A 22,738-nucleotide genomic window follows, 5' to 3' on the forward strand; every position below is an offset into this window, starting at 1 on the left:
TCACGCCACCTCGGACAGCCGCGGGAAGAGTGACATCATCGCAGCATTCTTCAAATACGACGCGCCTGCCGTACCGCCGGTGCCAGGTACCGTTCCGATGACTTTCAGGGTGATGCCCCAGTGGCCGCGCTTCATCGCAACCCACGCACGGTCCAGGCGCCGCATCGCCTCCTCGAGAACGTGTGCATCCGGATGCGTCTTCCGCATCGAGAGATACACGTCCTGCAACGTAGTGTCCCCGACATCGATCTTCCCAATATGCTCGAAGTCACGGGGATCGAGTGGAGCGCAGGCGAACTCGACTTCACGAAACGCGCGCGACTGCACCGCGCTCCGCCCATGGGTGAAGCCGCGAATAATCGAGAAGGCGTCAACCGGCATCGTCGTGAGAACCCGGAAGAGCGCAGGCACCGCTTCGAGGCGGATCGATGCCCGGTCGAGGCGACTCTTTGCCGCTGCGGCCAGACCGTGGCGCAGGTCACGGATCGCCATCGAAATCGCTGTCGCGACTTGCCGATACAGACCTTCGAAGATCTGGATGCAGCGGATGAACATCTGCTCGTCGTGCAGGCGCGTCGTCGGCAACAACGTCAGCCGAACTGCACTTCCGATCTCTTCGGGGACGCCGTTCAGCGCCGGCGCGGCGTGTGAAGCAAACGAACTGTAGTCGGCGCCCGGCTGAGCCAGCGCCGCAAGACCGGCCGCAGCGACGGAAGGATCGAGCGAGAAATCGGGTGCGAGCCTGTCGAGTTGGGTCACGACCCGTGTCACTGCACGCGTCCGGACCACCTGGGGGGCGTGTGCCGACCTCCCGAGTGCTCGCGCCTCCAGCAACGCGAGGTCCATGGCCGCGGCAGCAACGAATGCGTCCACGCGCTGCGCGTCATCGGACCGGACGACCTGGTCGAAATAGTCGAGCCCGACATATGACAGATAGTCGCCATCCTGAGCATCGAACGTCATCGGTAGCCAGGCACCGAGAACATGATGCGCACGGTTGTTGTTATGGAAGTTTTGCAGCATGGCGACCAGGTGGGGCCGGACCCCGTTACGCCCGACCGTCTGATAATGGGCCGCGACAGCCGCATGGGGAAACTCCGCGTGTCCCGCCTCCCATTGTCGGAGCGCATTCTCGATATTGCGTCCAGACAATTCATCGGTCGTCGCTTCAGCAGCCTGAAGGCACGTGCCTCCGACGCCGATCACGCCGGAACGAACAAATTTCTGCTCGGCTTCGAGCAGTGTTTCGGAAATCAATGCGAAACTCGCCTCTCATCCGTACTGCGGTGTTCAGCTATCTTCGACGACGCGCGGCGAATGCGGATAGACACCCTAGGGAGACTTCTCGACACCCTTTCCGCTGGGGGGGTGACGTTTTCAACCCTGGGGTGCCTGTTCCGCCCGTAGGCACGTGCCCAGGATTGGGAGCGATACAGAACTCGAGGCAGGTCGATCCCACAGAAGGAAGAAATCTATGCACATAATCGCCAGAAGCGCACTCGAGACGATCAACGAAGCCGTTGTCGGCGCGAGCGCCCACAACCTGGGTGTCGTCAAGATATTCAGCCAACACCCTCAGTTGGCGCAATTCATTCCTGCTTCCAGCAATTTGGCGATCAGCTGGGTCAGGTTGGAGTGCGGTGAGGTGCTGGCGGTGCACAAGCACCCGGAGCCCAGTCTGATCCTGATCTGCGAGGGTTCCGGACGAACGATGGGCGGTGCGGAGCAGGAGGTCGCTGCCGGAGACATGATCCTCGTCCCCGGCGACTCCTGGCACGGCTTCGAAGGAACCCGGGACGGTTTCTGGGCGCTCTCGATCCAGTTCAACGGCAAGGCACTCTACGAGGACGCCGAGAAGCCCAACGCGGTGTTTGCAGGCGAGGTACCGAATCGGGCGGCTGTGCTCCTGGCGGACAACGAGAAGTACCTGCAGCAATTTGGTACCAGCAGCCTGTTGCAGCTGATCGATGCCCCCTCGTTCGACGACCCCCACGTTCGGGAACGGCTGCTCGACTGCCAGCAGACCTGGTCGGACGTGTTTCAGGACCTGCTGCACCTGCGTGTCGCGATGACTACCGATACGGCGCACAAGCAGGTGGCGCTCGACCATCTGGTCGAGGAACTGGGCCATAACGACAACCTGCGCAACCAACGGGGATCAGCGCACGCGCCGGTCACCGATGAGACGTTCGTATCGACAATGGAGTGGTTCAGGCATCAAATGCTGTACCGGAGCGACATGGTGCGCACTCTGCTGATGCATGTGGTGCTTGAAGGTAGTGGCGAAATCTGGCACCGGGAAGCGGCGCGAGCGTTTCCGGCAATTCCGCACTTCCAAGAACACGGAGAAGACGACGGCCAGCACGTGAGTATGGGGATCGATCTGCTCGATCGCGCAACGCCGGCCGAGATTCGAGAACTCCGCGAAGCACTCGCCGAGGGATGGAAGATGATCACGCAATTGTGCGACAGAATCGCGTCGCTCGCCCTGGCCGACACGGCGGTCCCCACGTACTCCACATGCTGAGCGTCCTCAGGAAAGTCGTCTGGTTCGAGGTTCCCAAACCCCGAACTCGACTCGACCCTGTGCCCAACGCCTCGCACCTTGCCAGATGGCAGCGGTGGTGTGACGCGGCGCAGCGGGACAGCGTGAACGCGCTCCGAGGCGAGCGACTGAGCAGATCCGTCTTCGGCGGACTTCGTCGTGACATCATGCTCGGGCTCGTGGCCATCGCGGTCAATGCAGGATGCGCCTTTGGTGCTGCGATCACGCTGAAATCGCTGATCCAGCACCTCGTCACCGGCGATCCAGCACTCACGACGAACCTCACGCTTGGTATCACCTGCATCGTGCTGACCTACTTGGCGTGGCTTGCATTGAATCACACCTTCATGCAAGCCGACGTGGTAGGCATCGGAGCCCGGACATACATCGAACAAAGGCTGCTGCACAAGAAACGCAGCATTGCCCCTTCCGACCAACCGGCCGACCTGGTCACGCTCCTGGACCGGGAGGCAGCACGCGTCGAAAATGCTTGGTCGGGACTCATTTTCATCATTCTGGCACTCGCAACTATCACCTTTACCTCCGCGTACTTCTTCGTGGCGTTGGGACTGAGCGCTCTGGCGGCACTGTCGGTGATTCTCGTCAGTTCCGCGGTGATCTACTGGAACGCCAAACAATTGAATGCCGCGCACGCTGCACTGTCGGTGACGGCGGCAGATCGCATCGAAGTCGGCCTGTTTTCGCTGAACAATCGCCTGCTCGCGTGGCTCAAGAACTGGAACGACGAACTATTTCGGCGCTATGCCGAGAAGCGAGATGGCGAGGAGCGCGCGCTCCTGAAAGCGGCGCGTCTCATCGCGCGGATCAACCTCATATCGACACTCACTCCGATCGTTGCCATGCTTGCCGCGGTGTTTACCCAGCTGGCCCACGTTGGTTACGTCGATCCAGCAGGCCTGTTGTCCACAATGGCGCTGGTCGGAGGCTTGAAATCCGTCGCCAACAATATCCCCTTCATTGTTCAGAGTCTGTCCCAGGGCATTGTCGGGCACTCCAACGTTGCGAAGTATCTATCCAGTCCGCACTCGCTGGACACCGATGCGACCGCAACGCGCCTACCGGCAACAACGGCGAAGCACATCGCCGTCGTCGGCGCCGCAGGCAGTGGCAAGACATCCGTTCTGAAAATCGGTGCACGCCACAGCAGCCAGGTGAACAGCAAAACGTTCTTCGTACCGGATGAACCGTGGATATTCCCTGGCGGGCTCTACGAGAATTTGTGTCTCTATCGAAGCGAATTTACCGACGACGAGGCCCGTCGAGCCTTGACACTGTCCCGACTTCCCGGAACCTTCTACGGCGATTACCTCTCGAGCAAGTCACGCGACCGGACCGGGGGCTGGAACGTGTCCCGCGGGCAGGGGAAGCGGCTGGAACTGGCACGGGCAATATTGGCCGAACCGAAGTTCGTTTACCTGGATCAGCCCACAGCAGGGCTGGACGACGACCTGGCGAATGGGCTGTTGGCCTCCCTTCTGCGCGGGCCGTGGCACGACACCACGGTCATATATGCAACGGACAAGCCCGATGAAAAAGATGCTGCAGACGAGATATGGGTAATGGCCGGAGGCGAAGTCGTGGAGGTGATGCGAAACCTCACACCACGTGCGGCGAATCCTGCTCGAGAACGCAAAAGGCATCTCGCTCGAGAGGATCGGTCGGTCGCTCGCTGTCCCCAGGGCCTGGACCGAGCGGAATTCTCGACTTCGTCACGCCGCAGTCTGATGAGCCTGGGCGTCGCGAAGGTCGCGGTTGTCGCATGCGTCCTGTTTGCGTGCCGCGACGTTCTGACGATTGTCGGTGACTACACGGCTGCCAGCGGCATTTCGACCACGAATGCGCGGACAGCAGCGACAACCCTCATCGCCGCACTGTCCGCCGGGGCCCTCCTGTCGATTTTCACCTCCCTGTTCATAGTCAAACGCAGCATCGTGGCGGCATCCCGAAAATGTCGGAATTACTTCTCGACCGTCATGAGTCCAAAGCCCTCCAGGCCGGCCTTCGACGAGGTCGATCAGGACTATCAGAGCAAACTGACTTGGGATCAACGACGTATCGACGAACTTCTGCCAGAAGTACTTCTGAATACGCTGGGTGCGGTTACATTGCTGCTCACGACCGCCGCGTTCGTATTGAGCAAGAACATTTTCGTCCTGCTGCCCCTTGTCGGGATGTGCTTCGCCTACTGGCACAGTTCGAAGCGGTCGGGAAGGCGACTGCAGGACTTCAACGATAGAGAGATCGGTACGACGTCGACCGTGTTGGAGCGGGTCGAGGCCATTACCTGGAGCTCAGCGAGATTCGACTTGGCACGCGACAACTCGGCCCTCGTCAATTGGCTGAACAAGAGTTTGATGAATCGCGCCTTCGCTTCGATGGACAATGCGGGCGCACGCCGCTGGTTCAACTACAAGCTCGATTTGATGGGTGTGCTCTTCCTGTCGATCGTCGTCGGTTCAACCGTGCTTGTCCAGGCCGGCGGCGGACCCGGCCTCAGCGGTGTTCTCGCGCTCAGTCTCTCGTACAGCCTCATCGCTGTTTTCGCCCGAGTGGGCCGTTGTCTGGTGGACCTCAGACAGGTTCTCGACAGCGCGGATCGTCTCCTCACGCCTCCGACCGGCCCGGCGCCGCGCTGGACCGGCTCAGCAGTTGAAGACGCAGCGCTCGTATCCTTTTCGGAGGTAACGTACGTCGCGCCGCAGACCGGGGCGGTGCTGCTGGAAGAGCTTTCCGAGTCCTTTGCCAGCCGAGACGTCGTGGTCATCATGGGCCCGAGCGGGGTCGGTAAGTCGACATTTGCGAAGCTGGTTGTGGGCAGTCTGCAGCCGACAACAGGCGTCCTCTCGACATTGGGCCGGACGACGGGATACGTCTCGAATTCCCACGCCGAAGACATCCTCCTCCTGACGTCGAGTCCGATCTTCAAGCCAGGCAGATTGATCGAACACTTCAACAGCCCGTTACCGCTCGAATTGGCTCGCGTCGTCGACTATCTCGACGTGGCAGACGTCGTCGGGCGACTACCGTCCGGATTCGACGAGCCCGTCCCTGCCACGGGTCAGTTGAATCTGAGCAAGACGGAACTGCAGCGGCTGGCGCTCCTCGACCTGTTGATCAATCGCCCGGCGGTCGCAATTCTCGACGAAGCGACTTCCGAGTTGAGTACAACAGCAGAGCTCTCGATATTGCAGGCCGTGATCTCTGCCTTGCCGGACACGCTCTTCTTCATCATCACGCACAATCCCGGGCTGACCGAACTTGCCAACCGAGTCTTCCACTTCAACGGCGAGCGACGCCTCCTCGAGAATTCTGGCCAGTCGCACACGACAGCCGATCGGAACTGGAATGGAAAGGAGGAAGACCATGGAATGGCTGCCCCAACGCGATGCGTTCTGTAACAGTCACAACGTTCCACGGCCACAACTTCCGCTGAGGAACATCGCGCACTGGAACGCGGTACTCCAGGGCAGCGTGAGCAGCAATGACGCCCTGCATCACGAGCGAGCGTACGTCGCACCCGGATACTTCTACATGCCCGTGTGCGACGAGCCCGACGATCGGACATTGGCGGAGTTGTCGAGCCTGGCGTCAACCGCCGACTGGTTGTTGGTCCCTTCCCTTCGCAGATCCGATCGCCGTCGGCGCGCCGACGTCATTGCAGTTCCATTCATGAAGGCGGCATTCTTCCGGTCTTCGCGAAGTGTGGACCTCGCCTTGCGAACCGCGGTAGGACCCAGCCAATACAAATCAATCGTCAGGCTCACGAGGAAGGCCGAAGCGGCGTGCACAACCGAGATACACCGTCTCTCGGACGTGGCAGAAGACAATCGGGTCCTGCGCGATTTCGCCTGCCTTCAGGCCTTGAATGTGGCCAAGTACGGACACGCCAAGAACCTCTATACGAGCGATGTGCTGCGTATGCTGGCACGCTCGTCCGAAGGTGAGAAATATTTCGTGAAGCTGGACTACGACAAGTATTCGAATACTCCGTTGGCCGGATCACTGAGCTACGCCGACGATCACCGTGGCGTGTTTACGAAACTCGTTCGGGGACTGGACCACGACCGAATTCCGCGTGGGTTGAATCTGTATATCGCCGACTACTACCAAATGTATCATTTCGCGGATCGGCTGGGTTTCGCGGACGTCTGCCTCGGCCGAGGCGCCATCGACGCGAAGGTCCGGGTGGGCGCAATTCACATTGTCAACCTGGACAACTGGCTGATTCCGGTCAACACACAGCGTACACAGGCGATGCAGGACTACGCGAGATCGCGACATGGAGACTGAGATGATCAGCGAAATAGCCTGGGCAGATGGAAGATGCGTGCGATTCGACGAGGTGATCCTGTCACCTGCCACCCATGGGTTGTCGTATGCCACGTCGGTGTTCGACGGTATCCGCACGTACGGCGGCAGCATCTTCAAATGCGACGACCACATAGCGAGGTTGCGGCGGTCCGCCGAGTTGTTCGGGCACACCGTGCACTATTCGAATGCGGACTTGGCCGACGCTTGCCACGAATTGGTGAGGGCCAACGATCTGGCCGATGCGTACATCAAGTGCTTGGTCTTCTATGACGACACCGATGTGAGTTTCAAGGCGCAGGGCTCTTCCAGCAAGGTGGTCCTGTTTGCCCTGCCCTTTCCTTCGAATTCGGCCGCGGAGCAATATCGGCTGTCGACGGCAACGTGGCGGCGTGCACCCGCCTCCTGTCACCCGTATCAGGCGAAGACGTCGTCTACCTACGCGTTGAGCTACTTGAGCCACCGCGGGCGGGCCGACGGCTACGATGACGTGCTCTTCCTCTCGACAGCCGACGCTGTGTGCGAGTCGAGCGGCTCGAACGTGTTCTTCGTCAAGGGGAACGCATTGTTCACGCCGACTGCCGAATTGGCCCTCGACGGGATTACCCGAAGGGTGATAATCGATGAGCTGTGTCCGCGACTGAAGCTCTCGGTAACGGAACGCGACATCGCCTACGGCGAGATCGGATCGTTCGACGCCGCATTTCTGTGCGGGACTGCGATCGAAATCATGGAGGTTTCCGGCATCGACGAGATCCGGTATGCGAAGTCCGCAGTGGTCGATGCGATTGCAACCGAGTATCGACACTTGACCAACGGCCGGTCCGCGATCCGATGACAAACAAGCAAGGTGGGTAAACCTTCCCCCCAGGGTTCCTAGCTTCACGGCCGTCGGACCGGGATAGTACTGGAAGGTGAAAGTCCATTTCGCCGAACGATATTCCATCCAGCGGGGTCTTCTGAATGAAACTGCTCATTCTCCATCGCGTTCCGTATTCCTTCATCGAATACCATCGTGTAATCGATCATGGAATTCACGATGTCGTCTACGTGGGCTCGAGCGCGCAACTTGCGACCGTGCCGCCCGACCTTCCTTGCACGAGGGTTGAACGCCCGGGTCGAGCAGGTCTGGCCGAGGAAGTTCGCACCCTGTTCTCCCCCGACGATGCCTTCGACCGAGTCATCAGCGTCTCCCAATACGAGATGATGGAGGCAGCGCAGATAAGACGGAGCCTCGGAATAGAAGGAGTATCACCGGAGCAGGTCCACATCGTGAACGACAAGATAGCGATGAAAGCCGCAGTCGCAGGATGCGGACTTCGCGTGCCCAGATTTGTTCGCTGCGATGAGGCGCTCACCGCTTCGTCCGCCGATGTCACTCCGTGGGCTGGGAAGACGGTGCTCAAACCACTCGATGGAACCGCCAGCAAGGATGTTGTCGTCTTCGCCACCTACGCTGACGCCGGCAGTGCGATCCTCAACCACCCTACGGGTCTGGAGGACTGGGATCCGGAACGCTTCCAGCTCGAAGAATATGTGGAGGGGCCGATCTTCCACTTCGATGGCGTGATGCTTGCCGGTGCGCCGGTGGCGATCATCGCCAGCAGATATCTGGGCACTTGCCTCGAGTTTGCCCAGGGAGTTCCGCAGGGATCGATTCAAGTCGACGACGACGGTGGGCGTTGCAAGGTAGCGGTCGAGTACCTTCGGGCCGTGGGTATCGACAATGGCCCATTCCATCTCGAAATGATCGAGGCCGCAGATGGAATGGTTTTCCTGGAGGTCGGCGCCCGCCCTGGCGGCGGACATATCAAGGAGACATTCCGGCTTGCCACAGGCATCGACTTGGTCGCGGCCGGTTTGGCCTGCAACCTCGATTGGTCACCTCTCGAAATCAATCCACTGAAACGGTGGTTCGAAAGTACGGCGAGCAGTACGGTCTACGGGGATTTCATGTTCCCGGGTCACCTGCTTCCGTCGCGGTACTGCGCGATATCGGGTGGAGAACGGTTTCAGGCCCACCCAGACGTTGTTCGATGGAAGGAGCTGGATGCGGGCGCTTCTCTTCCGGAGACCGTGAGCTATTTCGATTTCGAATTGCCCGTCAGCGGTATCGTCGCCGGCCGGTCGAGCTCTGAAGTGACCTCACTCATTCGCGAAATCCTGACGACCGTGCAAGTCGTACCGATTGAGCAACCCACGCAATGCCCCACACCTGGCTGACCGGACAGAACGTAAATCTGCTCGGTAAATACGTGGGTTGTCGGTCATTGGGGTGCGCAAGGTCGCCGCCGGAAGGCCGGTTGCCTTCTCTGCGTATCGGTTGGTGTTGACGGTTAAGCTGCCGACCTGCTCGGCCCCGGCGGGGGCGGGCGCAGTGGCGGCGGGTCCGGCTGACCGCCGCCATCCCCGCACACCTGCACGGCCGGGCGATCACCGACTGGCATCTGCCGACCCTCGTCCTCGACCGCCGGGGTCTGTTGTTGCGGTGCGCCGCGACCGAACTCGTCCCCGCCGCCGATCTGATGGCCAGCACGGTCGCGGTCGGGGTCGACTGGTCCCCGTCCACACTCGGCGCCGCCGCCATCACCGCTGACGGCCCGGCCGGGTTGTCGTCGGATTACCGGGGCTGGACGTACGACGACCGCGGCCTCGGAATCACACTGGCCCGCCTACAGACCGAAGGCCAGATGCTGCACCGCAAGGCGGCCCGGTTGACGCGGCTGGCCGTCGCCGAACCCGAGGTCCGCGCCCAACTCGAGGGGAAGATCGCCGTCCTCAACGTGCATCGGACTGCGGTGGGCGTCAAACGGGGCAAGATCAACCGGGAACTGGGATTCCACTTCGCCCGCCAGGTCACCGACTACGCCGCCACCGCGGGTGCGCAGGTGATCGCGGTCGAGGACCTCACCACCCTCGAGACCCGCGGACACGGACGAGTCAACAACAACCGGGCCCGCGCAGCCCGCCCGCCGTAATGCGACCGCCGCCCTCACGCACACCGCCGCGGGTGTGGGTGTCGCGGTGGTCACGGTGCCCGCCCGCGGATCCTCGGCACAGTGTCCGGGGTGCGACGAACCGCTCACCCGCCCCGGCGGCTGTCACACCGCATGGTGTCCCCGCTGCCTGGTCGGCGGCAACCGCGACCAGATTGCCGGGGTGAACCTGGCCACACGCGCGCTGCTCGGTAAGAACAAAGTGACCCGGCGGCGGGGGCAGCTGCCCGCGGTCCGGGTCGCCGAGCACGCGCCGGTCCGAAAGTCCCGGGACAAGACCAGTCCGACACCGCGTCGGCCGCGGCATCGCCGGGTTCGCCGCAGCCTCCGCACCGTCACACCGCGGGCGGGGGTGACTCCGAAACAGCATGTTCCTGCACCCGAAGCGTCGGTGTGGGACACGGTCCAACCCACACCACCACACGGTGATGCGGGTAGCCGTGACACACGTACATCTCAACCATCAGCCACACCAGTGGCAGATAGTACGAGATCTACGTAGACGCTCGTCTCCACCCGAATCCGAGCCTGCGCCTCAGCCAACCGGCGCTCGGCGTCCACGAGATCAGTGCCGACCGCGACTATGACACCTTGACGATCCGCAGAGGACCGGAGCGGACCGAGGAGTTGCCCTGGTTCGAGAGAACACTGCAACCGGATGACCCCCTCGGCCTGACGCGCGGCTTCGATGCCCTGCACGCGTTCGATCACCACATTCTCGTAACCAAAGAATGCGACGCAGCCTGCACCGCGCCCGGGTGCTCGCGATTGCGGCGGCAGCCCGGCAAGATGACAGATCGACTCCCGGACCAGATCGCGACCCATCGCACGGTGCACCAGCTCCCAAATGAAATCGCCTCCAGGACGGGTATTGCCCTCGATGATCCGTGGCCCGGCCGAACCGATACGCACTTCGGTATGGGCCGGCCCAAAGGAATGACCGATCGAACTGAGGAAATCGGTGACGAGACCGCGGAGCTCGGCAAGGGCCGATGCCGCGAGCACGGCCGGCATCAGATGACCGGTTTCGATATACCGTGGCGGGCCGGTGGTGGTTTTTGCGGTCACCGCGATGATGTCGTGCCGGCCATCCGTGGTGAAGGATTCGACGCTGTATTCGGGGCCGTCGATGAACTCTTCGACGAGGGTCGGCCCGGGGTACTCGCCGCGAGAGCAGGCGAATGCGGATTCGACCTGGTCAAGGCTGGAGACGCGAAGAACACCGGAGCTGCCGGCGCCTTCAGCCGGCTTGACGATGATCGGGCCGCCCACTGACTGAAGAAAGCTCCGTACCTCGGAGGCCGAATCGCAGCTTCGGGTCAGCACAGCTCCGAGATCACGGCCGGCCAGGTGCTCGCGCATGGCGATCTTGTCGCGGGTCAACCGGACGGCTTTCCGCGCATTGCCCTTGATGCCCAATGCCTCTTTGATCACGGCGGCCGGCATGAGGCCATGCTCGGTGAATGACACGACGGCATCGACGGGTTTAACCTCGTGCAGCTCCTGCGCCATGCTGAGCGCCTCTGCCTGGTTGCGGTAGTCGAATACGCACAGCCGGTGGGCGCGTCTGGCCTGCCGCGCGGTGACCGATTCGGAATTCTGAAACACAGACAGCTCGACCGGTAGATCTTCGATCATTCGGAAAGTCTCGTCATGTCCGCCGACGATCAAAATGTGAGCCATGCCGACCCACCTCCTCGAGGTCCGCTGATTCCCGGAGGTCGCGCTCGTCCGGCCGGTCTCACTTCCGGCCCTCGATTGCGCTGAAGCCGCAGGGCAGGAGCGTACTGCCGGTGAGTTCGAGGCCTGCGCGCTCGTATAGGCGCGCGTAGTCCTGAATCGTTCGCTCCCGGCCGCCCGTCATGACCAGCATGGCGACGTCCACCACATTTCCCCAGACGTATCCGCCATCCTCGCTGATCACCCGCTCCAGGACCAGGATCCTGCCGCCGGGCGCGAGTGCGTTCGCGCAATTGATGAGGACGCGTACCGAGTCGTCGTCGTTCATCGTGTGGAGAACGCTCTTGAGCAGGTGGACGTCGCCCCCGCCAGGCACCTCTGTGAAACCGTCGCCGGGCACAATGCCACACCGCTCATCGACGCCATATTCCCGCAAGGTGTGACCGGCCCTGGCCAGCGAGAACTCCAGGTCGTAAATCGTGCCCCGCAGATGATCGTATTTGCGCAACAGCTGGGCGGTCACGATGCCGTAGCCACCGCCGACATCGACGACGTGCCGATTGTCCGTAAAATCGATCGCTTCCGCGGTCTCGAGACCGGCGCGGATCGAGATCTCGTGCCAGCCCAGATGGAAGCGCTGGGCGGAGTCGGGGTGCTCGGCCAGGTAGTCGAAGAGGGATTTGCCGAAGAACTGGCCGAATCCTGTCTGTCCCGTACGTGCGCATTGGAGCAGCTCGCTCCAGGCCAGGTACGTTTCTGCGCCGGCAAAGAGCTCCACCTCGCTTGCGATCGATTCCGGATTATCCCTGCGCAAGAATTCGGCTCGCGGCGTGAGTGCGCATCTGTCATGCTCGTCCACGGAGAAGATCCCCGCGCTCATGAGTAGGCGGAGGATCCGCTTCAGCGCATCGGGATCAGTGCCGCTTCGTTGGGCGAGGTCGGCAAGCGCCATTGGGCCCCCCGCCAGCAGATCGGCGAGCTCCAGCTCGACGGCTACGAACAAGCAGCTGGATATGTTGTAGCCATGAACCATTTCTTTGACACAGAGACGGTCGGGCTTGTCACGGAAGTCGAAATACATGTGCGCCTTCGAAAGGTCGTGGAGTACAGCAATACGTGGAACTCCCGGACTCCCGGGCGTTCAACCAGCGTGAGGTTTCAGCGCGTCGCGCGATAGATACCCAGGGGCTGGCAACCATCCACCCCCGCCCGCACCACGTAGGTTCAGGTGGTAATCGCAGGGTCCGATTCCGACCCCAGATTTCGCACCAGCCAACGCCCGTCGACGAGATGCATGAGGACCGGGCACACGTACCGGGGATCGTTCGGCTGCCACAGACCGCCCTCCAGCGCCGAGGCGTCGAGTACGTAGAGCGCCTCGACCCCCGGGGCGACCATCCTGGTGGCTGAACCGATTCCCCACGTCGCCGGATCTGGCAGCATCGCCCCGAACGACCGCACATGCACGCGCTCGAAATGCACCCACAGCGGATGATCCGGCGGCCCGGCAAGGGCCGCCTCAACCGCCTCACCATCCCACCGTCAACAGTCATCTGATAGTGGTTGCACACACCCACTTCTGCGCCAGTACCGCCCGGAAGTCGGGATCCACGTTCGGCCATATCGACCGGTTGAGTTCGCCCCGTCCACACACACCGGCATCAGGAATGCCCACGCCGCATTCACCAGATCTGTATGCCCGAGAAACCGCACCAGTTCGGCCGGATCCACCGCACGAAGCTGCCGGTACGTCTGCCGCACCTCGAGCGGCAACGAGTCGATCTGCTCGTCGGTCAGCTGAAGAAGCCGGACGCACGCGTCGAGAACTACCCGACAGGCAGCCACCGGTTGCCCTGCCCCTCGATCAACGGGTCGAGACGAAGCCGTCAGCGGCGTCGCCGGGGTCTGGGGTTTCCTCGTGCGCCATCTCCTCGAACACTTGACCGCGTCGCGCGCGCTCGTGTTGTCGAAAGGCCCGCACGTCCGCCAACTCCACCCGCCGGTGCCTGCCCGGCGACGAGTACGGAATCTTCCCGGCCTCCAGCAACCGCACCAACGTCGGCCGGGAAATGCCCAGCAGTTCCGCGGCCTCCTGCGTCGTCAACACCGTCCGATGCGGCTCCACCGTCACCGCCTGCCCCCGATCCAGAGTCGTGACCGCGTCGACGAGCAGCCTCCGGACACTGTCCGGCAACGGCGCCGAACCCTCCGGAGTCGAGATCGTCACATCATCCTGACCAGCGATAACATACTTCAACGCGGTGAGAAGGTCCCGATCGTCGGCGCCCGGCGGCAACACCGTGTGGTTCATCAGAGCGGCCATACCTCAACCATAAAGCGAAAAAAACGAACACAATCTCCTGCGCAGAGGACGAGGTAGCTCTCAGCCCAGCCCGTCGAGGAATGCCTCGACCACTTTCCGGTACTGCTCCGGTTGGTCGTCGTGGACGAGGTGCCCGGCCCGCTCGATGCGGACGTACTCGGCGCCGGGATGCCGCTCCGCCATGGTCCGCATCTGACCGTCGGGGGTGATCGTGAACTCCCCCTCGATCAGCAGGGCCGGAATCGTGATCGACGCCCACTGGTCCCAGAAGTGCCTGCCGCCCCACTCCTCGGAGATGTCGCGGAACGTGTCGACGTCCCCGTGCAGGTACCAGCCGTCGGCGCGCTTCTCGAAAGAATCCAGGAAGTACTGTCCGGCAACCGGACCGAAGAACTCGAACAGGTCTTCCCGGGTCGCGAACGGCTGCGGCCAGTTCGAGATCATCGCCGCCCAGTCCGCGGCGGTCCGGCCCCGGAAGTCGGGGGCCATGTCTTCGAGCACGAGCGCCGACACCTTCTCGGGGTGTTCGGCCGCCAGGCACCACGCGTGCAGGGCGCCCATCGAATGACCGATCACCACCCACGGCTCGGCGAAAGGCGCGAGTACGGCGGCCAGATCTTCCACGAACGCTTCCGTCGTCAACCGCGACGGTGCGGGCCTGCCGTGACCTGCGGCGTCGAACGTGAAGACGTGGCCGTGCTCGCGCAACCACGGCACGTGCCGACCCCAGGTCCGCGCGCTGCCCATCAGCCCGTGCAACAGCAGAATCGGCTGCCCCGTCCCACCCTCGTCGTGCAACGCACTCTCACCTGCCACCCCTCCGACGCTAGCGGAGTAATCTCGCCCGCATGGCAGTGGTGAAGATCAACGCAATCGAAATCCCCGAGGGCGCAGGCCCCGAACTCGAGAAGCGCTTCGCAGCGCGCGCGCACGCCGTGGAGAACTCCCCCGGCTTCCTCGGATTCCAGCTTCTGCGCCCCGTCAAGGGCGAGAACCGCTACTTCGTCGTCACCCAGTGGGAGAGCGAAGAGGCATTCGCGGCGTGGCGCGACGGTCCGGCCCGGGAAGCACACGCGGGTGAGCAGAAGAAGCCGGTGGCGTCCGGAGCTTCGCTGCTCGAGTTCGAGGTCGTTCTCGACGTCGCGGCAGCGAACAAGGGCTGAGAGACGGGGCCGAGCGGGAGGATTGACACGACGGCCCGCCGGGTGCAAAAGTTCGCAGGACAAAGCGATGGTTCGGCAGGAATCCGGTGCAATCCCGGAGCGGTCGCGCCACTGTAAATCGGAGTAGTCCTTCACGGGAGCCACCTCGACAGCCAGATACTGCGGCCATCGCCTGGACCTAGGGGACGCGAAATCCCAGGAGGAACTATGGCACTCGCCTACGCACCCGGCTCGTCGGTCGACACGACCCGTCTCGCCGTCATCTCTTTCGCGATCGTTCTGTTCGCGATGCTCGCTCTCTATCTCGTTGGCTTCGACCAGGGCGCGATTTCGCGCAGTGGCATGTACATGCATGAACTGATGCACGACGGCCGCCACCTCCTGGGTCTGCCATGCCACTGACCGATTCCTTCGCGAAACTCCTCATCCGCGGTCTGCTGGCCGGCCTGATCGCAGGCATCCTGGCCGGTGGCGTCGCGTTCGTCCTCGGTGAGTCGCACATCGATGCGGCCATCGCGATCGAAGAGTCGAACAGCGCCGCCGAAGCCGAAGTCCACTCGCACGATGCCACTCAGGCGGCCGAGCCGGCCGGGCACTCGCACGACGAGGAAGAGGCACTGGTCAGCCGTGACGGACAGCGCTTCGGGCTGTTCCTCGCCACGTCCCTCGCGGGCCTGGCTCTGGGAGCGATCTTCGCCGTCGTCGCGAATTACGCACGTCGAGTGACGACGCTGTCGGGACCATTGCTCGGTCTGACATTGGCCACATTGGGCTGGTTGGCAATCGAGGCGGTGCCGTTCTTCAAGTACCCCGCCAACCCACCGGCTGTCGGAGACCCCGAAACGATCACTCAGCGCACCTGGCTGTGGCTCGCCGCAGTCGTGCTGGGTCTGCTCGCGGTGGTGGCCTCCGTCTTCGCGGCGAAGGTCGCAGCGCAGGAATTCCTGTCGCTGCGAATCGCGGCGCCGGTTCTCGCCTTCCTCGTGGTGGTGACCATCGGCTACCTCGTGCTGCCCACCGTCAATGAAGTGGGCGACGACTTCCCCGCAGTGCTGCTGTGGCAGTTCCGCCTGTCGTCACTCGCGACGCAGGCCACGTTGTGGCTGGTTCTCGGACTGGCATTCGCGTTCCTCACGGAGCGTGCCACCCGGGCCACGACGCCCGCGTCGGCGAACGTCGCCTGACCCACCGTCAAGGCGTCAGCGGGACTCGTCCCATCGGGCCGGGTCCGCCTCCAGGGCGGCCCGGTCCCAGCCACCCCGCTCGGCCGCCGCGTCGTACGTGCTGTGCAGGAACTTCAGCAGTGCGGCATCGGGATCGTCTGCGGTTCGGACGGTCTCGTACGGCAGCAGGAACTGTCCGTTCTCCTTGCTGTAGAAGGCTCCGTCGGGCCCGACGGAGTAGTCGGCGAAACCGTCCGGTTCCGGGTAGGCGTACGCGTAGAACGCGCCTTCGACGCCACCACCGGGCCAGAAACCGCAGCTGCTCAGCTCGTGCGAGTAGCCCTCGACCATCACCCAGTCTCCGCAGTTCGGTGCTCCCCCAGGATGAGTCGGTGCGGTTCGCCCGGAGAACCGGGTGCAGGCCAGGTCGAGCGCACCCCAGAAGAAGTGCACCGGACTGACCTTCCCGATGAAATGGGAACGGAACTCGTGCAGGACGCGGTCCGCCTGCACGAGCTGCCGCCAGAACTGATGCACCGACTCACCGTCGTACGAACAGTGCTGGTTGTCCTCCGCGAACGGGACGGCGGGGTCCACCTCGTTGGGCCGGGCCAGAATCGTCGTCGCCACACCCAGTTCGGCCAGCGTGGCCATCGTCTCCGCATAGAAATCGGACACCGACTTCGGTTCGAGGGCAACCGTCCCGGTGCCGCCCGTACTCGTGCGGATCACCAGTCGATGGTCGGCGAAGTCGAATTCGATGTCGAAGCAGTCGGTGCCGTACGGGACTGTCGACGTCGTGAGACCGCGGGGGCTCACGTACAGCGGAACCTGCCACCAGTGGTTGATCAACGGTGCGTGGGCCAAGCGGATCTTCCCGACTATCTGCGTCCACATGTGCAGGGTGTCCCGCGTCGACGTCCAGTCGTCCACCTTCAACGCCGGCCATGCATCTCCGGGTCGTGTCTGCTCGCGCACAGTGCCTCCCTGCCGACGACGTGCTTTTCAATGTGCCCCCTCGTCCGGGGTGATGGCAAGCACGTCGCATCGATACCCGGGTAGGGGTGAACTCCACTCCGTGGGGTGATGTGCCGCGACGTCGCCGATACCAGCATGGGGACATGACCACTCGTACTGCACCCTCGGTCCCGCAGACGGTCGAGCGCGCGTACTGGCTGCTCGGACTCGCCCTGTTCGCCGGCGTGGTCGAGGCCATCGCGCACACATCGACGGCGTTGGAGGGCCCGGACGCCGACGTCGGCAGCCTCGCCGGACAACTCGCGGTCCGCGTCGTCGTCTACGGCGCGGTGCTGTTCGTCATGACCCGATTCCGCAGTGGCAGGGCGTGGGCGCGGAACACTCTCGCGATCGGTCTCGGCGTCTTCGGCGTCGCTTCGCTCGTGATGGAGCCGCTCGCCTGGCTGTCGGCCGGCAACGACCCGATGTCCGCCGTCGCGGGTCTGACGCTCGACGCCGCGGTGATCGCGACCGCCCGGCTCACCCATCTCGTGGCGGTGATCGCGGCGGTGGCACTCATGTTCCGGCCCGAAGCCAACCGGTACTTCACGCGCCGCTAGTTCACCTGGGCCGCGCTCGCCTGCGTCAGAAGCTGCAGGAACACGTCCTTCGGCTGCGCGCCGGACACGGCGACGCGGCGGTTGGCGACGAAGAACGGCACCGCCGATACCTGCAGTCGACGGGCGGTCTCGAGGTCGGCGCGGACCGCGTCCGCACCGGCATCGGATTCGAGTTCGGCGCGGACGGTGTCGGCGTCGAGCCCGGCCCGCGACGCGATGTCGACGAGCACCTCGCGATCGTCGATCACGGCTCCCGCACCGAAGTGGGCGCGGAACAGTTCCTCTACCATGGCATCTCGCTCGTCGCCCGCCAGGTGGATCAACCGGTGGGCGTCGAAGGTGTTGGCGGCGATCACGGTGTCGAAGTCGACATTCAGCCCCTCGCCGGCCGCCGTGCGCGCAACGTGTCCGAACATCTGACGGACCTGCTCGGCAGGCATGCCCTTGCTCTCCGCCAGGGCGTCGAGTTCGCTGCGCCGCTCCCCCACCGGCGTCTCCGGCGACAGCTGATACGACCGCCACACCACGTTCACCTGGTCGCGCCCCTCGAACTCCGCGAGGGCCGACAGGAAACGGTGCTTGCCGATGTAGCACCAGGGGCAGGCGACGTCGGACCAGATCTCGATCTCGATGTCGCCGTCGGTGTTCTGCTGTGTCGTCACAGTTCAGTGGAACGAATCGCCGGTGCATTCTGTTCCGCCGGGTTCGACACGGTGTTTGTCTTGGTTCGCCGCGCTGCATTTCCGCACGCCGGATTCGACCGAACGGTACGGTGATGGAATCGACACGGCGAGAGTAACGTCGTATCGATCGTGCCGCTGAGCAAGGGGCGCTCGTCGCGATGCCCGGACAATCGACGGCCGACAGTTGCGGAACCCGAACTCCTCCAGGAGTAGCCATGGTTTACGTCTCTTCACCGAGCAAGTCCGTCGAGTCACTCGGAATCGTGCTGATCGCCGTCGGAGTCGTCCTGCTCGCCCTGCTCACCCTCTACCTGGTCGGATTCGACCAGGGTGCGATCTCCCGAAGTGGCATGTACCTGCACGAATTGATGCACGACGGCCGCCATCTCCTGGGAGTTCCCTGTCACTAGTTCCACCACCACCACTGGAGCACGCGATGAACTCTCCAGCAGATTTCGAAGCACAGGCGAACAGGGTCGCGGAGTACGGCCCGATCCATCACGCAGAGATGGATTCGCCGTATTACCTGTCCAATTCCGCGTTCGACGCGTTGCGACACGTTCTCCACGACGTCGGCGGCCAGGCCGCCCTTCCCGTCAAGTACGAGGAGAAGGTCGAAGAGGACTGGGAGATGAGTACGTACGTGACGTGCGAATGCCTCGGATGGCGCGGTGTGTGGAACTCCGAGGAGCGCCGCCGCGCCGAGAACGACCTGGGCGCAACGCTGTACTTCGGGTTGCCGTACTACGCGCGGTGGATCACGGTGGCCGCCAAGACACTCATCAACAAGGGCCTGATCACGCCCGACGAACTCTCCGCCAAGATCGACGAGGTCCGGACCCGGTCGGGTGGCGGAAACGCGACCGGAGGCCAGTCATGACGAAGTTCGAGATCGGCGACCGGGTCACCGTCAAGGACGCGACCTCGATGTTCCACACCCGAACCCAGGCATTCATCCGCGGGCGCACCGGAGTCGTCGTCGAGCACCGCCCGGAGTGGGTGATTCCCGAGGACGAGGCGTGGGGTCGCGTGGAAGACGGCCGGACCGAGCCGTTCTACGTCGTCCGCTTCCGGCAGACCGACCTCTGGCCCCGCTACACCGGATTCGAGATCGACACGTTGGAAACCGAGTGCTCCGAGCGGTGGCTCGAGCCGGCAGGAGAGGCGGACACATGACGCATTCGCACGACGATCACGCCCCGATCCAGGCCTCGGAGGAGGTCAGCGAGTTCGAGATCCTGGAGACCGCCATTCGGGAACTGTCCATCGAACACGGACTGTTCTCCCGGGAGGATCACCGCCGCTTCTCCGAATGGGCCGAATCGGTAGGGCCCTCGGGTGGTTCGAAATTGGTCGCGAAAGCGTGGGTCGACCCGGAATTCAAGAAGCGGCTGCTGGCCGACGGCACCGAAACCTGCAAAGAAGTGGGGATCGACTGGCGCGACCCGACCGGAACGGGCACGCCGAGCGACTACACGTACTTCTACGTGCTGGAGAACACCCCGAAGGTCCACAACGTCATCGTCTGCACGTTGTGTTCGTGCTATCCGCGGCCCGTTCTCGGTATGTCTCCGGACTGGTACCGCACCCCCAACTATCGCCGCCGGTTGGTGCGCTGGCCCCGCGAGGTAATCGCGGAGTTCGGCTTGCACTTCCCGTCGGATGTCGAAGTGCGCGTGCATGATTCGAACCAGAAATCACGGTTCATGGTGATGCCGATGCGCCCCGAGGGCACCGAGGGGTGGAGCGAGGAACAACTGGCGTCGATCGTCACCCGCGACACCATGATCGGTGTTGCCGTCCCACAGGTCGATTGGACTGCGACCACACCACCCTCGGACAACGGAGGAACCGCGCGATGATGACGGACAAGGCATACGACGTCATCCTGAACACGCTGACGCCGGAGACGACCCGCGACGACGTGACGCTGCCGGACCTCGACCGCAAGCCCGACCCGTGGGAATCGAGCATGCAGGCCACCGCGGAATGCCTGTCCTGGCGTGGCGCCTGGGACAATCTCGACAGGCGCCACACCGAGGACCAGCTGGGCGAAACCGTCTACCGCGACTTCCCCGTCCGCTCCCGGTCCGTCGTCGCCACCGCTCACGCGTTGATGGACAAGGGCGTCATCAGCCCAGACGAACTCCAGGCGAAGATGGAGGAAGTGCGGGCACGGTTCAACCGTCGGTAGCCGGCCGCACTCAGGACTCGAGTGCCGCGTCCAGCGTGATCTCGACTCCGGTGAGCGCCTTGCTCACGGGGCACGACTCCTTGGCGGCCTGAGCGGCCTTCGCGAAGCCGTCGGCGTCGAGACCGTCCACCTCGCCGCGGACCGTCAGCTTGATGCCGGTGAGCTTGAAACCCGGGTTGTCCGGTCCGAGTGAGACATCCGCCTTCACCTCGAGGCTCTGCGGGGTGCCGCCTGCCTCTGCGATGAGTGCGGACAGCTGCATCGCGTAGCAGGAGGAATGCGCCGCGGCGATCAGCTCCTCCGGGCTGGTGGTTCCCCCCGCCTCTTCGGCCGCCCGCTTGGGGAACGAGACGTCGAACGTCGCGACACCGGAACTGGTGAGTTCCACCTGGCCGCTTCCCTGTTCGAGCGATCCGTTCCAAGCGGTCCGTGCGGTACGTGTCGGCATGCCACATCCTCTCGTGGTTCTTCGGTTTACGTGTCGAACCTACTCGTACCGGGCGGCCATCCGCAGCGCGCGGGAACGCAGGGCGGCCCGCAGAGCGTCCGGTGCCAGCACTTCCGCGTCCTCACCGAACGCCCACAGAACCCCGCGTGCGTGGGAGTCGTCGCCGAACACCACTTCCAGGCGCACCCGGTCGCCGTCGACCGACTGCTCGGATCGGACGGCATAGGCACGCTCCACCAGGTCGTCGCGACGCTCACGGTGCACGAGAACATCGGCGACCACCGGTGTCCCGCGCGCCCGGAACGCCGAACGGCGACGCTCCCAGATCGCGGCGAGGTCGATGTCGGCCGATCTCTGCGCCGGCTCGTCGAGTTCACGGACGTCCTCGATCCGCTCGAGCCGGTACGTCCGGTCGCGGCCGGCGTCCGTCGCCACCAGATACCACCGTCCCGCCGCATGGATGAGGCCCTGCGGGTCGATGACGCGCCACACCGCATCGTTGCCCCGCGACGGGTAGAGGATGCTCAGCCGCCGGCCCACGAAAACCGCCTGCTGGATCAGCCCGAGGTGATGGTCGACCGGTTCCGGATCGGTCAGCCACGTTCCCTGGGTGACGAACACCCGCTCCGCCACCTTCGTCGCCGCGGCCCGGTGCGCGTCCGGCATCGCCGCCACCACCTTGCGCATCGCCGACGCGAACGCCGGCGCCATGCCCAGCGATTCCGACGTCACCGCCGAGCCGGCCGCCAGCAGGGCCTTGGCCTCGTCGACAGTCAGGCCTGTGAGGTCGGTGGTGAATCCCGGCAGCAACCCGAAGCCGCCGTCACGGCCGCGTTCGGCGTACACAGGTATCCCCGCCGTCGACAATGCGTCGATGTCCCGCAGCACGGTGCGCGGGGACACCTCGAGTTCGCGGGCCAGCGCCGACGCCGACATTCGCCCGCGGTTGCGGAGCAGGAGGACGAGCGAGAGCAGGCGGTCGGCGCGCATGGGAAAAGTCTGTCAGAAATACATGACAGAAGATGTCATGTTTTGCGGCGATAGTTGCCTCATGACGAACACGACAGATCCCCGGCCCCTGTACCTCGAAGCCCTCACCTGGACGACCGGCCTCATCGAGAAAGTCCGCGAGGACCAGCTGACGGCATCCACTCCGTGCGCCGACTTCGACGTCCGCACCCTGCTCGGCCACCTGGTCGCCACCGTGGAGCGTGCGCGCGTGATCGGTGAGGGCGGTGACCCGAGCACCGTTCCGCTCGTCGTCACCGACTACCCCGGCGACGGCTACGCGGACGCCTACCGGTCCGCCACGGACCGCGTGTGGTCCGTCTGGACCGACGACAGCCGGCTCGACGCGACGGTGACGGCGCCGTGGGGCACGGTCCCCGGCCGTGCCGCTATCTGGGGCTACATCAACGAGACCCTCGTGCACGGATGGGACCTGGCCGTCGCCACCAGCCAACCCTCCGAAACCCGCCCGGAGCTCGCCGAGGCCATGCTCGCCGTCGCACGGCACGCGATCCCGGCGGATACGCGCGGCGGGCACGTGCCGTTCGCGGACGTGGTCGAGCCGCACCCCACCGCCGGTCCCACCGAGCGCCTCGCCAACTGGTCGGGACGCAAGAGCATCTGACCCC

At 63.8% G+C, this 22,738-nt stretch carries 25 protein-coding genes, 1 pseudogene and 1 riboswitch; of the genes and pseudogenes, 16 read left to right on the plus strand and 10 right to left on the minus strand.

The genetic code is table 11. The features are described from left to right. Complete coding sequence (locus G9373_RS10550; protein WP_167115065.1) at positions 1–1,257, minus strand: hypothetical protein; 1,257 nt, start codon at positions 1,255–1,257, stop codon at positions 1–3. Positions 1,258–1,474: 217 nt separating this feature from the next. On the opposite strand from G9373_RS10550, the gene G9373_RS10555 reads away from it, so the two are divergent. The 6 genes and pseudogenes from G9373_RS10555 to G9373_RS10580 all read left to right on the plus strand — a co-directional run. Next, a complete protein-coding gene (locus G9373_RS10555) occupies positions 1,475–2,527 on the plus strand; it encodes a cupin domain-containing protein (RefSeq protein WP_005572524.1) in 1,053 nt (350 codons plus the stop codon). Then, positions 2,521–5,964 carry an ATP-binding cassette domain-containing protein gene (locus tag G9373_RS10560; protein ID WP_005572526.1) on the plus strand — a complete coding sequence of 1,148 codons (3,444 nt, stop codon included), beginning with the start codon at positions 2,521–2,523 and terminating at the stop codon, positions 5,962–5,964. The genes G9373_RS10555 and G9373_RS10560 overlap by 7 nt, the downstream gene beginning before the upstream one ends. Continuing rightward, complete coding sequence (locus tag G9373_RS10565; protein ID WP_005572528.1) at positions 5,930–6,856, plus strand: hypothetical protein; 927 nt, start codon at positions 5,930–5,932, stop codon at positions 6,854–6,856. Before G9373_RS10560 ends, G9373_RS10565 begins: the two co-directional genes overlap by 35 nt. Positions 6,857–6,893: 37 nt before the next feature. Further along, the gene (locus G9373_RS10570) at positions 6,894–7,712 is read left to right on the plus strand and encodes an aminotransferase class IV (RefSeq protein WP_005262186.1); all 819 of its coding nucleotides are present in this window, start codon (positions 6,894–6,896) and stop codon (positions 7,710–7,712) included. Between the two features lie 125 nt (positions 7,713–7,837). Beyond that, entirely contained in the window at positions 7,838–9,097 is a 1,260-nt protein-coding gene (locus G9373_RS10575) for a hypothetical protein (protein ID WP_005572530.1), read from the plus strand. A gap of 100 nt (positions 9,098–9,197) precedes the next feature. After that, positions 9,198–10,372, plus strand: a pseudogene (locus G9373_RS10580) (zinc ribbon domain-containing protein); the annotation flags it as partial. On the opposite strand, the gene G9373_RS10585 reads toward G9373_RS10580, so the two are convergent. The 5 genes from G9373_RS10585 to G9373_RS10605 form a co-directional block, all read right to left on the minus strand. Continuing rightward, positions 10,327–11,553 (minus strand): ATP-grasp domain-containing protein, encoded by a 1,227-nt coding sequence (locus G9373_RS10585; protein WP_167115068.1) that lies wholly within the window; start codon positions 11,551–11,553, stop codon positions 10,327–10,329. The pseudogene G9373_RS10580 and the gene G9373_RS10585 sit on opposite strands and share 46 nt — an antisense overlap. Before the next feature lie 58 nt (positions 11,554–11,611). Further along, complete coding sequence (locus tag G9373_RS10590; RefSeq protein ID WP_005262179.1) at positions 11,612–12,631, minus strand: methyltransferase; 1,020 nt, start codon at positions 12,629–12,631, stop codon at positions 11,612–11,614. Positions 12,632–12,774: 143 nt separating this feature from the next. Beyond that, on the minus strand, positions 12,775–13,032 hold the full coding sequence (locus G9373_RS10595; protein ID WP_120659835.1) for a hypothetical protein: 258 nt from the start codon (positions 13,030–13,032) through the stop codon (positions 12,775–12,777). 382 nt (positions 13,033–13,414) lie between these two features. Next, positions 13,415–13,873, minus strand: a complete 459-nt coding sequence (locus tag G9373_RS10600) for a helix-turn-helix domain-containing protein (protein WP_005573485.1) — start codon at positions 13,871–13,873, stop codon at positions 13,415–13,417. 60 nt (positions 13,874–13,933) lie between these two features. Beyond that, positions 13,934–14,689 carry an alpha/beta hydrolase gene (locus G9373_RS10605; RefSeq protein ID WP_005573486.1) on the minus strand — a complete coding sequence of 252 codons (756 nt, stop codon included), beginning with the start codon at positions 14,687–14,689 and terminating at the stop codon, positions 13,934–13,936. Positions 14,690–14,721: 32 nt separating this feature from the next. Here G9373_RS10605 and G9373_RS10610 point away from each other — a divergent pair, with 32 nt between their 5' ends. From G9373_RS10610 to G9373_RS10620, 3 genes are all read left to right on the plus strand, one after another. Then, a complete protein-coding gene (locus G9373_RS10610) occupies positions 14,722–15,036 on the plus strand; it encodes an antibiotic biosynthesis monooxygenase (RefSeq protein ID WP_005262175.1) in 315 nt (104 codons plus the stop codon). Positions 15,037–15,087: 51 nt separating this feature from the next. Then, positions 15,088–15,221: riboswitch (cobalamin riboswitch) on the plus strand. A gap of 22 nt (positions 15,222–15,243) precedes the next feature. Further along, positions 15,244–15,438 (plus strand): CbtB domain-containing protein, encoded by a 195-nt coding sequence (locus G9373_RS10615; protein WP_005244930.1) that lies wholly within the window; start codon positions 15,244–15,246, stop codon positions 15,436–15,438. Beyond that, the gene (locus G9373_RS10620; RefSeq protein WP_167115070.1) at positions 15,429–16,220 is read left to right on the plus strand and encodes a CbtA family protein; all 792 of its coding nucleotides are present in this window, start codon (positions 15,429–15,431) and stop codon (positions 16,218–16,220) included. The genes G9373_RS10615 and G9373_RS10620 overlap by 10 nt, the downstream gene beginning before the upstream one ends. 15 nt (positions 16,221–16,235) lie before the next feature. Here G9373_RS10620 and G9373_RS10625 read toward each other — a convergent pair whose 3' ends face one another. Beyond that, the gene (locus tag G9373_RS10625) at positions 16,236–17,177 is read right to left on the minus strand and encodes a DUF5996 family protein (RefSeq protein WP_167115073.1); all 942 of its coding nucleotides are present in this window, start codon (positions 17,175–17,177) and stop codon (positions 16,236–16,238) included. A 143-nt stretch (positions 17,178–17,320) separates the two neighbouring features. Here G9373_RS10625 and G9373_RS10630 point away from each other — a divergent pair, with 143 nt between their 5' ends. After that, complete coding sequence (locus G9373_RS10630; protein WP_133985998.1) at positions 17,321–17,776, plus strand: hypothetical protein; 456 nt, start codon at positions 17,321–17,323, stop codon at positions 17,774–17,776. On the opposite strand, the gene G9373_RS10635 is transcribed toward G9373_RS10630, so the two are convergent. Beyond that, positions 17,773–18,438 carry a DsbA family oxidoreductase gene (locus G9373_RS10635; protein WP_167115077.1) on the minus strand — a complete coding sequence of 222 codons (666 nt, stop codon included), beginning with the start codon at positions 18,436–18,438 and terminating at the stop codon, positions 17,773–17,775. The genes G9373_RS10630 and G9373_RS10635 overlap by 4 nt on opposite strands. Before the next feature lie 236 nt (positions 18,439–18,674). Here G9373_RS10635 and G9373_RS10640 point away from each other — a divergent pair, with 236 nt between their 5' ends. From G9373_RS10640 to G9373_RS10660, 5 genes are read left to right on the plus strand one after another with little or no spacing between them, the layout of a single operon-like run. Then, complete coding sequence (locus tag G9373_RS10640) at positions 18,675–18,869, plus strand: CbtB domain-containing protein (protein WP_005244942.1); 195 nt, start codon at positions 18,675–18,677, stop codon at positions 18,867–18,869. Between the two features lie 26 nt (positions 18,870–18,895). Next, positions 18,896–19,339: an SH3-like domain-containing protein gene (locus tag G9373_RS47640; RefSeq protein WP_133985996.1), complete on the plus strand. Its 444-nt coding sequence runs from the start codon at positions 18,896–18,898 to the stop codon at positions 19,337–19,339. After that, positions 19,336–19,635, plus strand: a complete 300-nt coding sequence (locus tag G9373_RS47645; protein WP_005262167.1) for an SH3-like domain-containing protein — start codon at positions 19,336–19,338, stop codon at positions 19,633–19,635. Before G9373_RS47640 ends, G9373_RS47645 begins: the two co-directional genes overlap by 4 nt. Then, positions 19,632–20,321: a thiocyanate hydrolase subunit gamma gene (scnC, locus tag G9373_RS10655; RefSeq protein ID WP_133985995.1), complete on the plus strand. Its 690-nt coding sequence runs from the start codon at positions 19,632–19,634 to the stop codon at positions 20,319–20,321. The genes G9373_RS47645 and scnC overlap by 4 nt, the downstream gene beginning before the upstream one ends. After that, positions 20,318–20,653, plus strand: a complete 336-nt coding sequence (locus G9373_RS10660; protein WP_043793481.1) for an SH3-like domain-containing protein — start codon at positions 20,318–20,320, stop codon at positions 20,651–20,653. The genes scnC and G9373_RS10660 overlap by 4 nt, the downstream gene beginning before the upstream one ends. A 10-nt stretch (positions 20,654–20,663) precedes the next feature. On the opposite strand, the gene G9373_RS10665 is transcribed toward G9373_RS10660, so the two are convergent. Beyond that, a complete protein-coding gene (locus tag G9373_RS10665; RefSeq protein WP_005244949.1) occupies positions 20,664–21,101 on the minus strand; it encodes an OsmC family protein in 438 nt (145 codons plus the stop codon). 39 nt (positions 21,102–21,140) lie between these two features. Further along, positions 21,141–22,091: a YafY family protein gene (locus tag G9373_RS10670; protein ID WP_167115080.1), complete on the minus strand. Its 951-nt coding sequence runs from the start codon at positions 22,089–22,091 to the stop codon at positions 21,141–21,143. A 61-nt stretch (positions 22,092–22,152) separates the two neighbouring features. On the opposite strand from G9373_RS10670, the gene G9373_RS10675 reads away from it, so the two are divergent. Further along, a complete protein-coding gene (locus G9373_RS10675) occupies positions 22,153–22,734 on the plus strand; it encodes a TIGR03086 family metal-binding protein (RefSeq protein ID WP_064079914.1) in 582 nt (193 codons plus the stop codon). Positions 22,735–22,738: the final 4 nt, after the last annotated feature.

This window comes from Rhodococcus sp. A14, assembly GCF_011603105.1.
GTDB classification, from domain to species: Bacteria; Actinomycetota; Actinomycetes; order Mycobacteriales; family Mycobacteriaceae; genus Rhodococcus_F; species Rhodococcus_F opacus.

What these genes read in the sequence shown, in the direction of transcription:
- G9373_RS10555 (WP_005572524.1), top strand. Translation starts at nt 1,475, where the DNA reads ATGCACATAATCGCCAGAAGCGCACTCGAGACGATCAACGAAGCCGTT.
- G9373_RS10560 (WP_005572526.1), top strand. Translation starts at nt 2,521, where the DNA reads ATGCTGAGCGTCCTCAGGAAAGTCGTCTGGTTCGAGGTTCCCAAACCC.
- G9373_RS10565 (WP_005572528.1), top strand. Translation starts at nt 5,930, where the DNA reads ATGGAATGGCTGCCCCAACGCGATGCGTTCTGTAACAGTCACAACGTT.
- G9373_RS10575 (WP_005572530.1), top strand. Translation starts at nt 7,838, where the DNA reads ATGAAACTGCTCATTCTCCATCGCGTTCCGTATTCCTTCATCGAATAC.
- G9373_RS10585 (WP_167115068.1), bottom strand. Translation starts at nt 11,553, where the DNA reads ATGGCTCACATTTTGATCGTCGGCGGACATGACGAGACTTTCCGAATG.
- G9373_RS10590 (WP_005262179.1), bottom strand. Translation starts at nt 12,631, where the DNA reads ATGTATTTCGACTTCCGTGACAAGCCCGACCGTCTCTGTGTCAAAGAA.
- G9373_RS10600 (WP_005573485.1), bottom strand. Translation starts at nt 13,873, where the DNA reads ATGGCCGCTCTGATGAACCACACGGTGTTGCCGCCGGGCGCCGACGAT.
- G9373_RS10610 (WP_005262175.1), top strand. Translation starts at nt 14,722, where the DNA reads ATGGCAGTGGTGAAGATCAACGCAATCGAAATCCCCGAGGGCGCAGGC.
- G9373_RS10615 (WP_005244930.1), top strand. Translation starts at nt 15,244, where the DNA reads ATGGCACTCGCCTACGCACCCGGCTCGTCGGTCGACACGACCCGTCTC.
- G9373_RS10620 (WP_167115070.1), top strand. Translation starts at nt 15,429, where the DNA reads ATGCCACTGACCGATTCCTTCGCGAAACTCCTCATCCGCGGTCTGCTG.
- G9373_RS10630 (WP_133985998.1), top strand. Translation starts at nt 17,321, where the DNA reads ATGACCACTCGTACTGCACCCTCGGTCCCGCAGACGGTCGAGCGCGCG.
- G9373_RS10640 (WP_005244942.1), top strand. Translation starts at nt 18,675, where the DNA reads ATGGTTTACGTCTCTTCACCGAGCAAGTCCGTCGAGTCACTCGGAATC.
- G9373_RS47640 (WP_133985996.1), top strand. Translation starts at nt 18,896, where the DNA reads ATGAACTCTCCAGCAGATTTCGAAGCACAGGCGAACAGGGTCGCGGAG.
- G9373_RS47645 (WP_005262167.1), top strand. Translation starts at nt 19,336, where the DNA reads ATGACGAAGTTCGAGATCGGCGACCGGGTCACCGTCAAGGACGCGACC.
- scnC (WP_133985995.1), top strand. Translation starts at nt 19,632, where the DNA reads ATGACGCATTCGCACGACGATCACGCCCCGATCCAGGCCTCGGAGGAG.
- G9373_RS10660 (WP_043793481.1), top strand. Translation starts at nt 20,318, where the DNA reads ATGATGACGGACAAGGCATACGACGTCATCCTGAACACGCTGACGCCG.
- G9373_RS10665 (WP_005244949.1), bottom strand. Translation starts at nt 21,101, where the DNA reads ATGCCGACACGTACCGCACGGACCGCTTGGAACGGATCGCTCGAACAG.
- G9373_RS10670 (WP_167115080.1), bottom strand. Translation starts at nt 22,091, where the DNA reads ATGCGCGCCGACCGCCTGCTCTCGCTCGTCCTCCTGCTCCGCAACCGC.
- G9373_RS10675 (WP_064079914.1), top strand. Translation starts at nt 22,153, where the DNA reads ATGACGAACACGACAGATCCCCGGCCCCTGTACCTCGAAGCCCTCACC.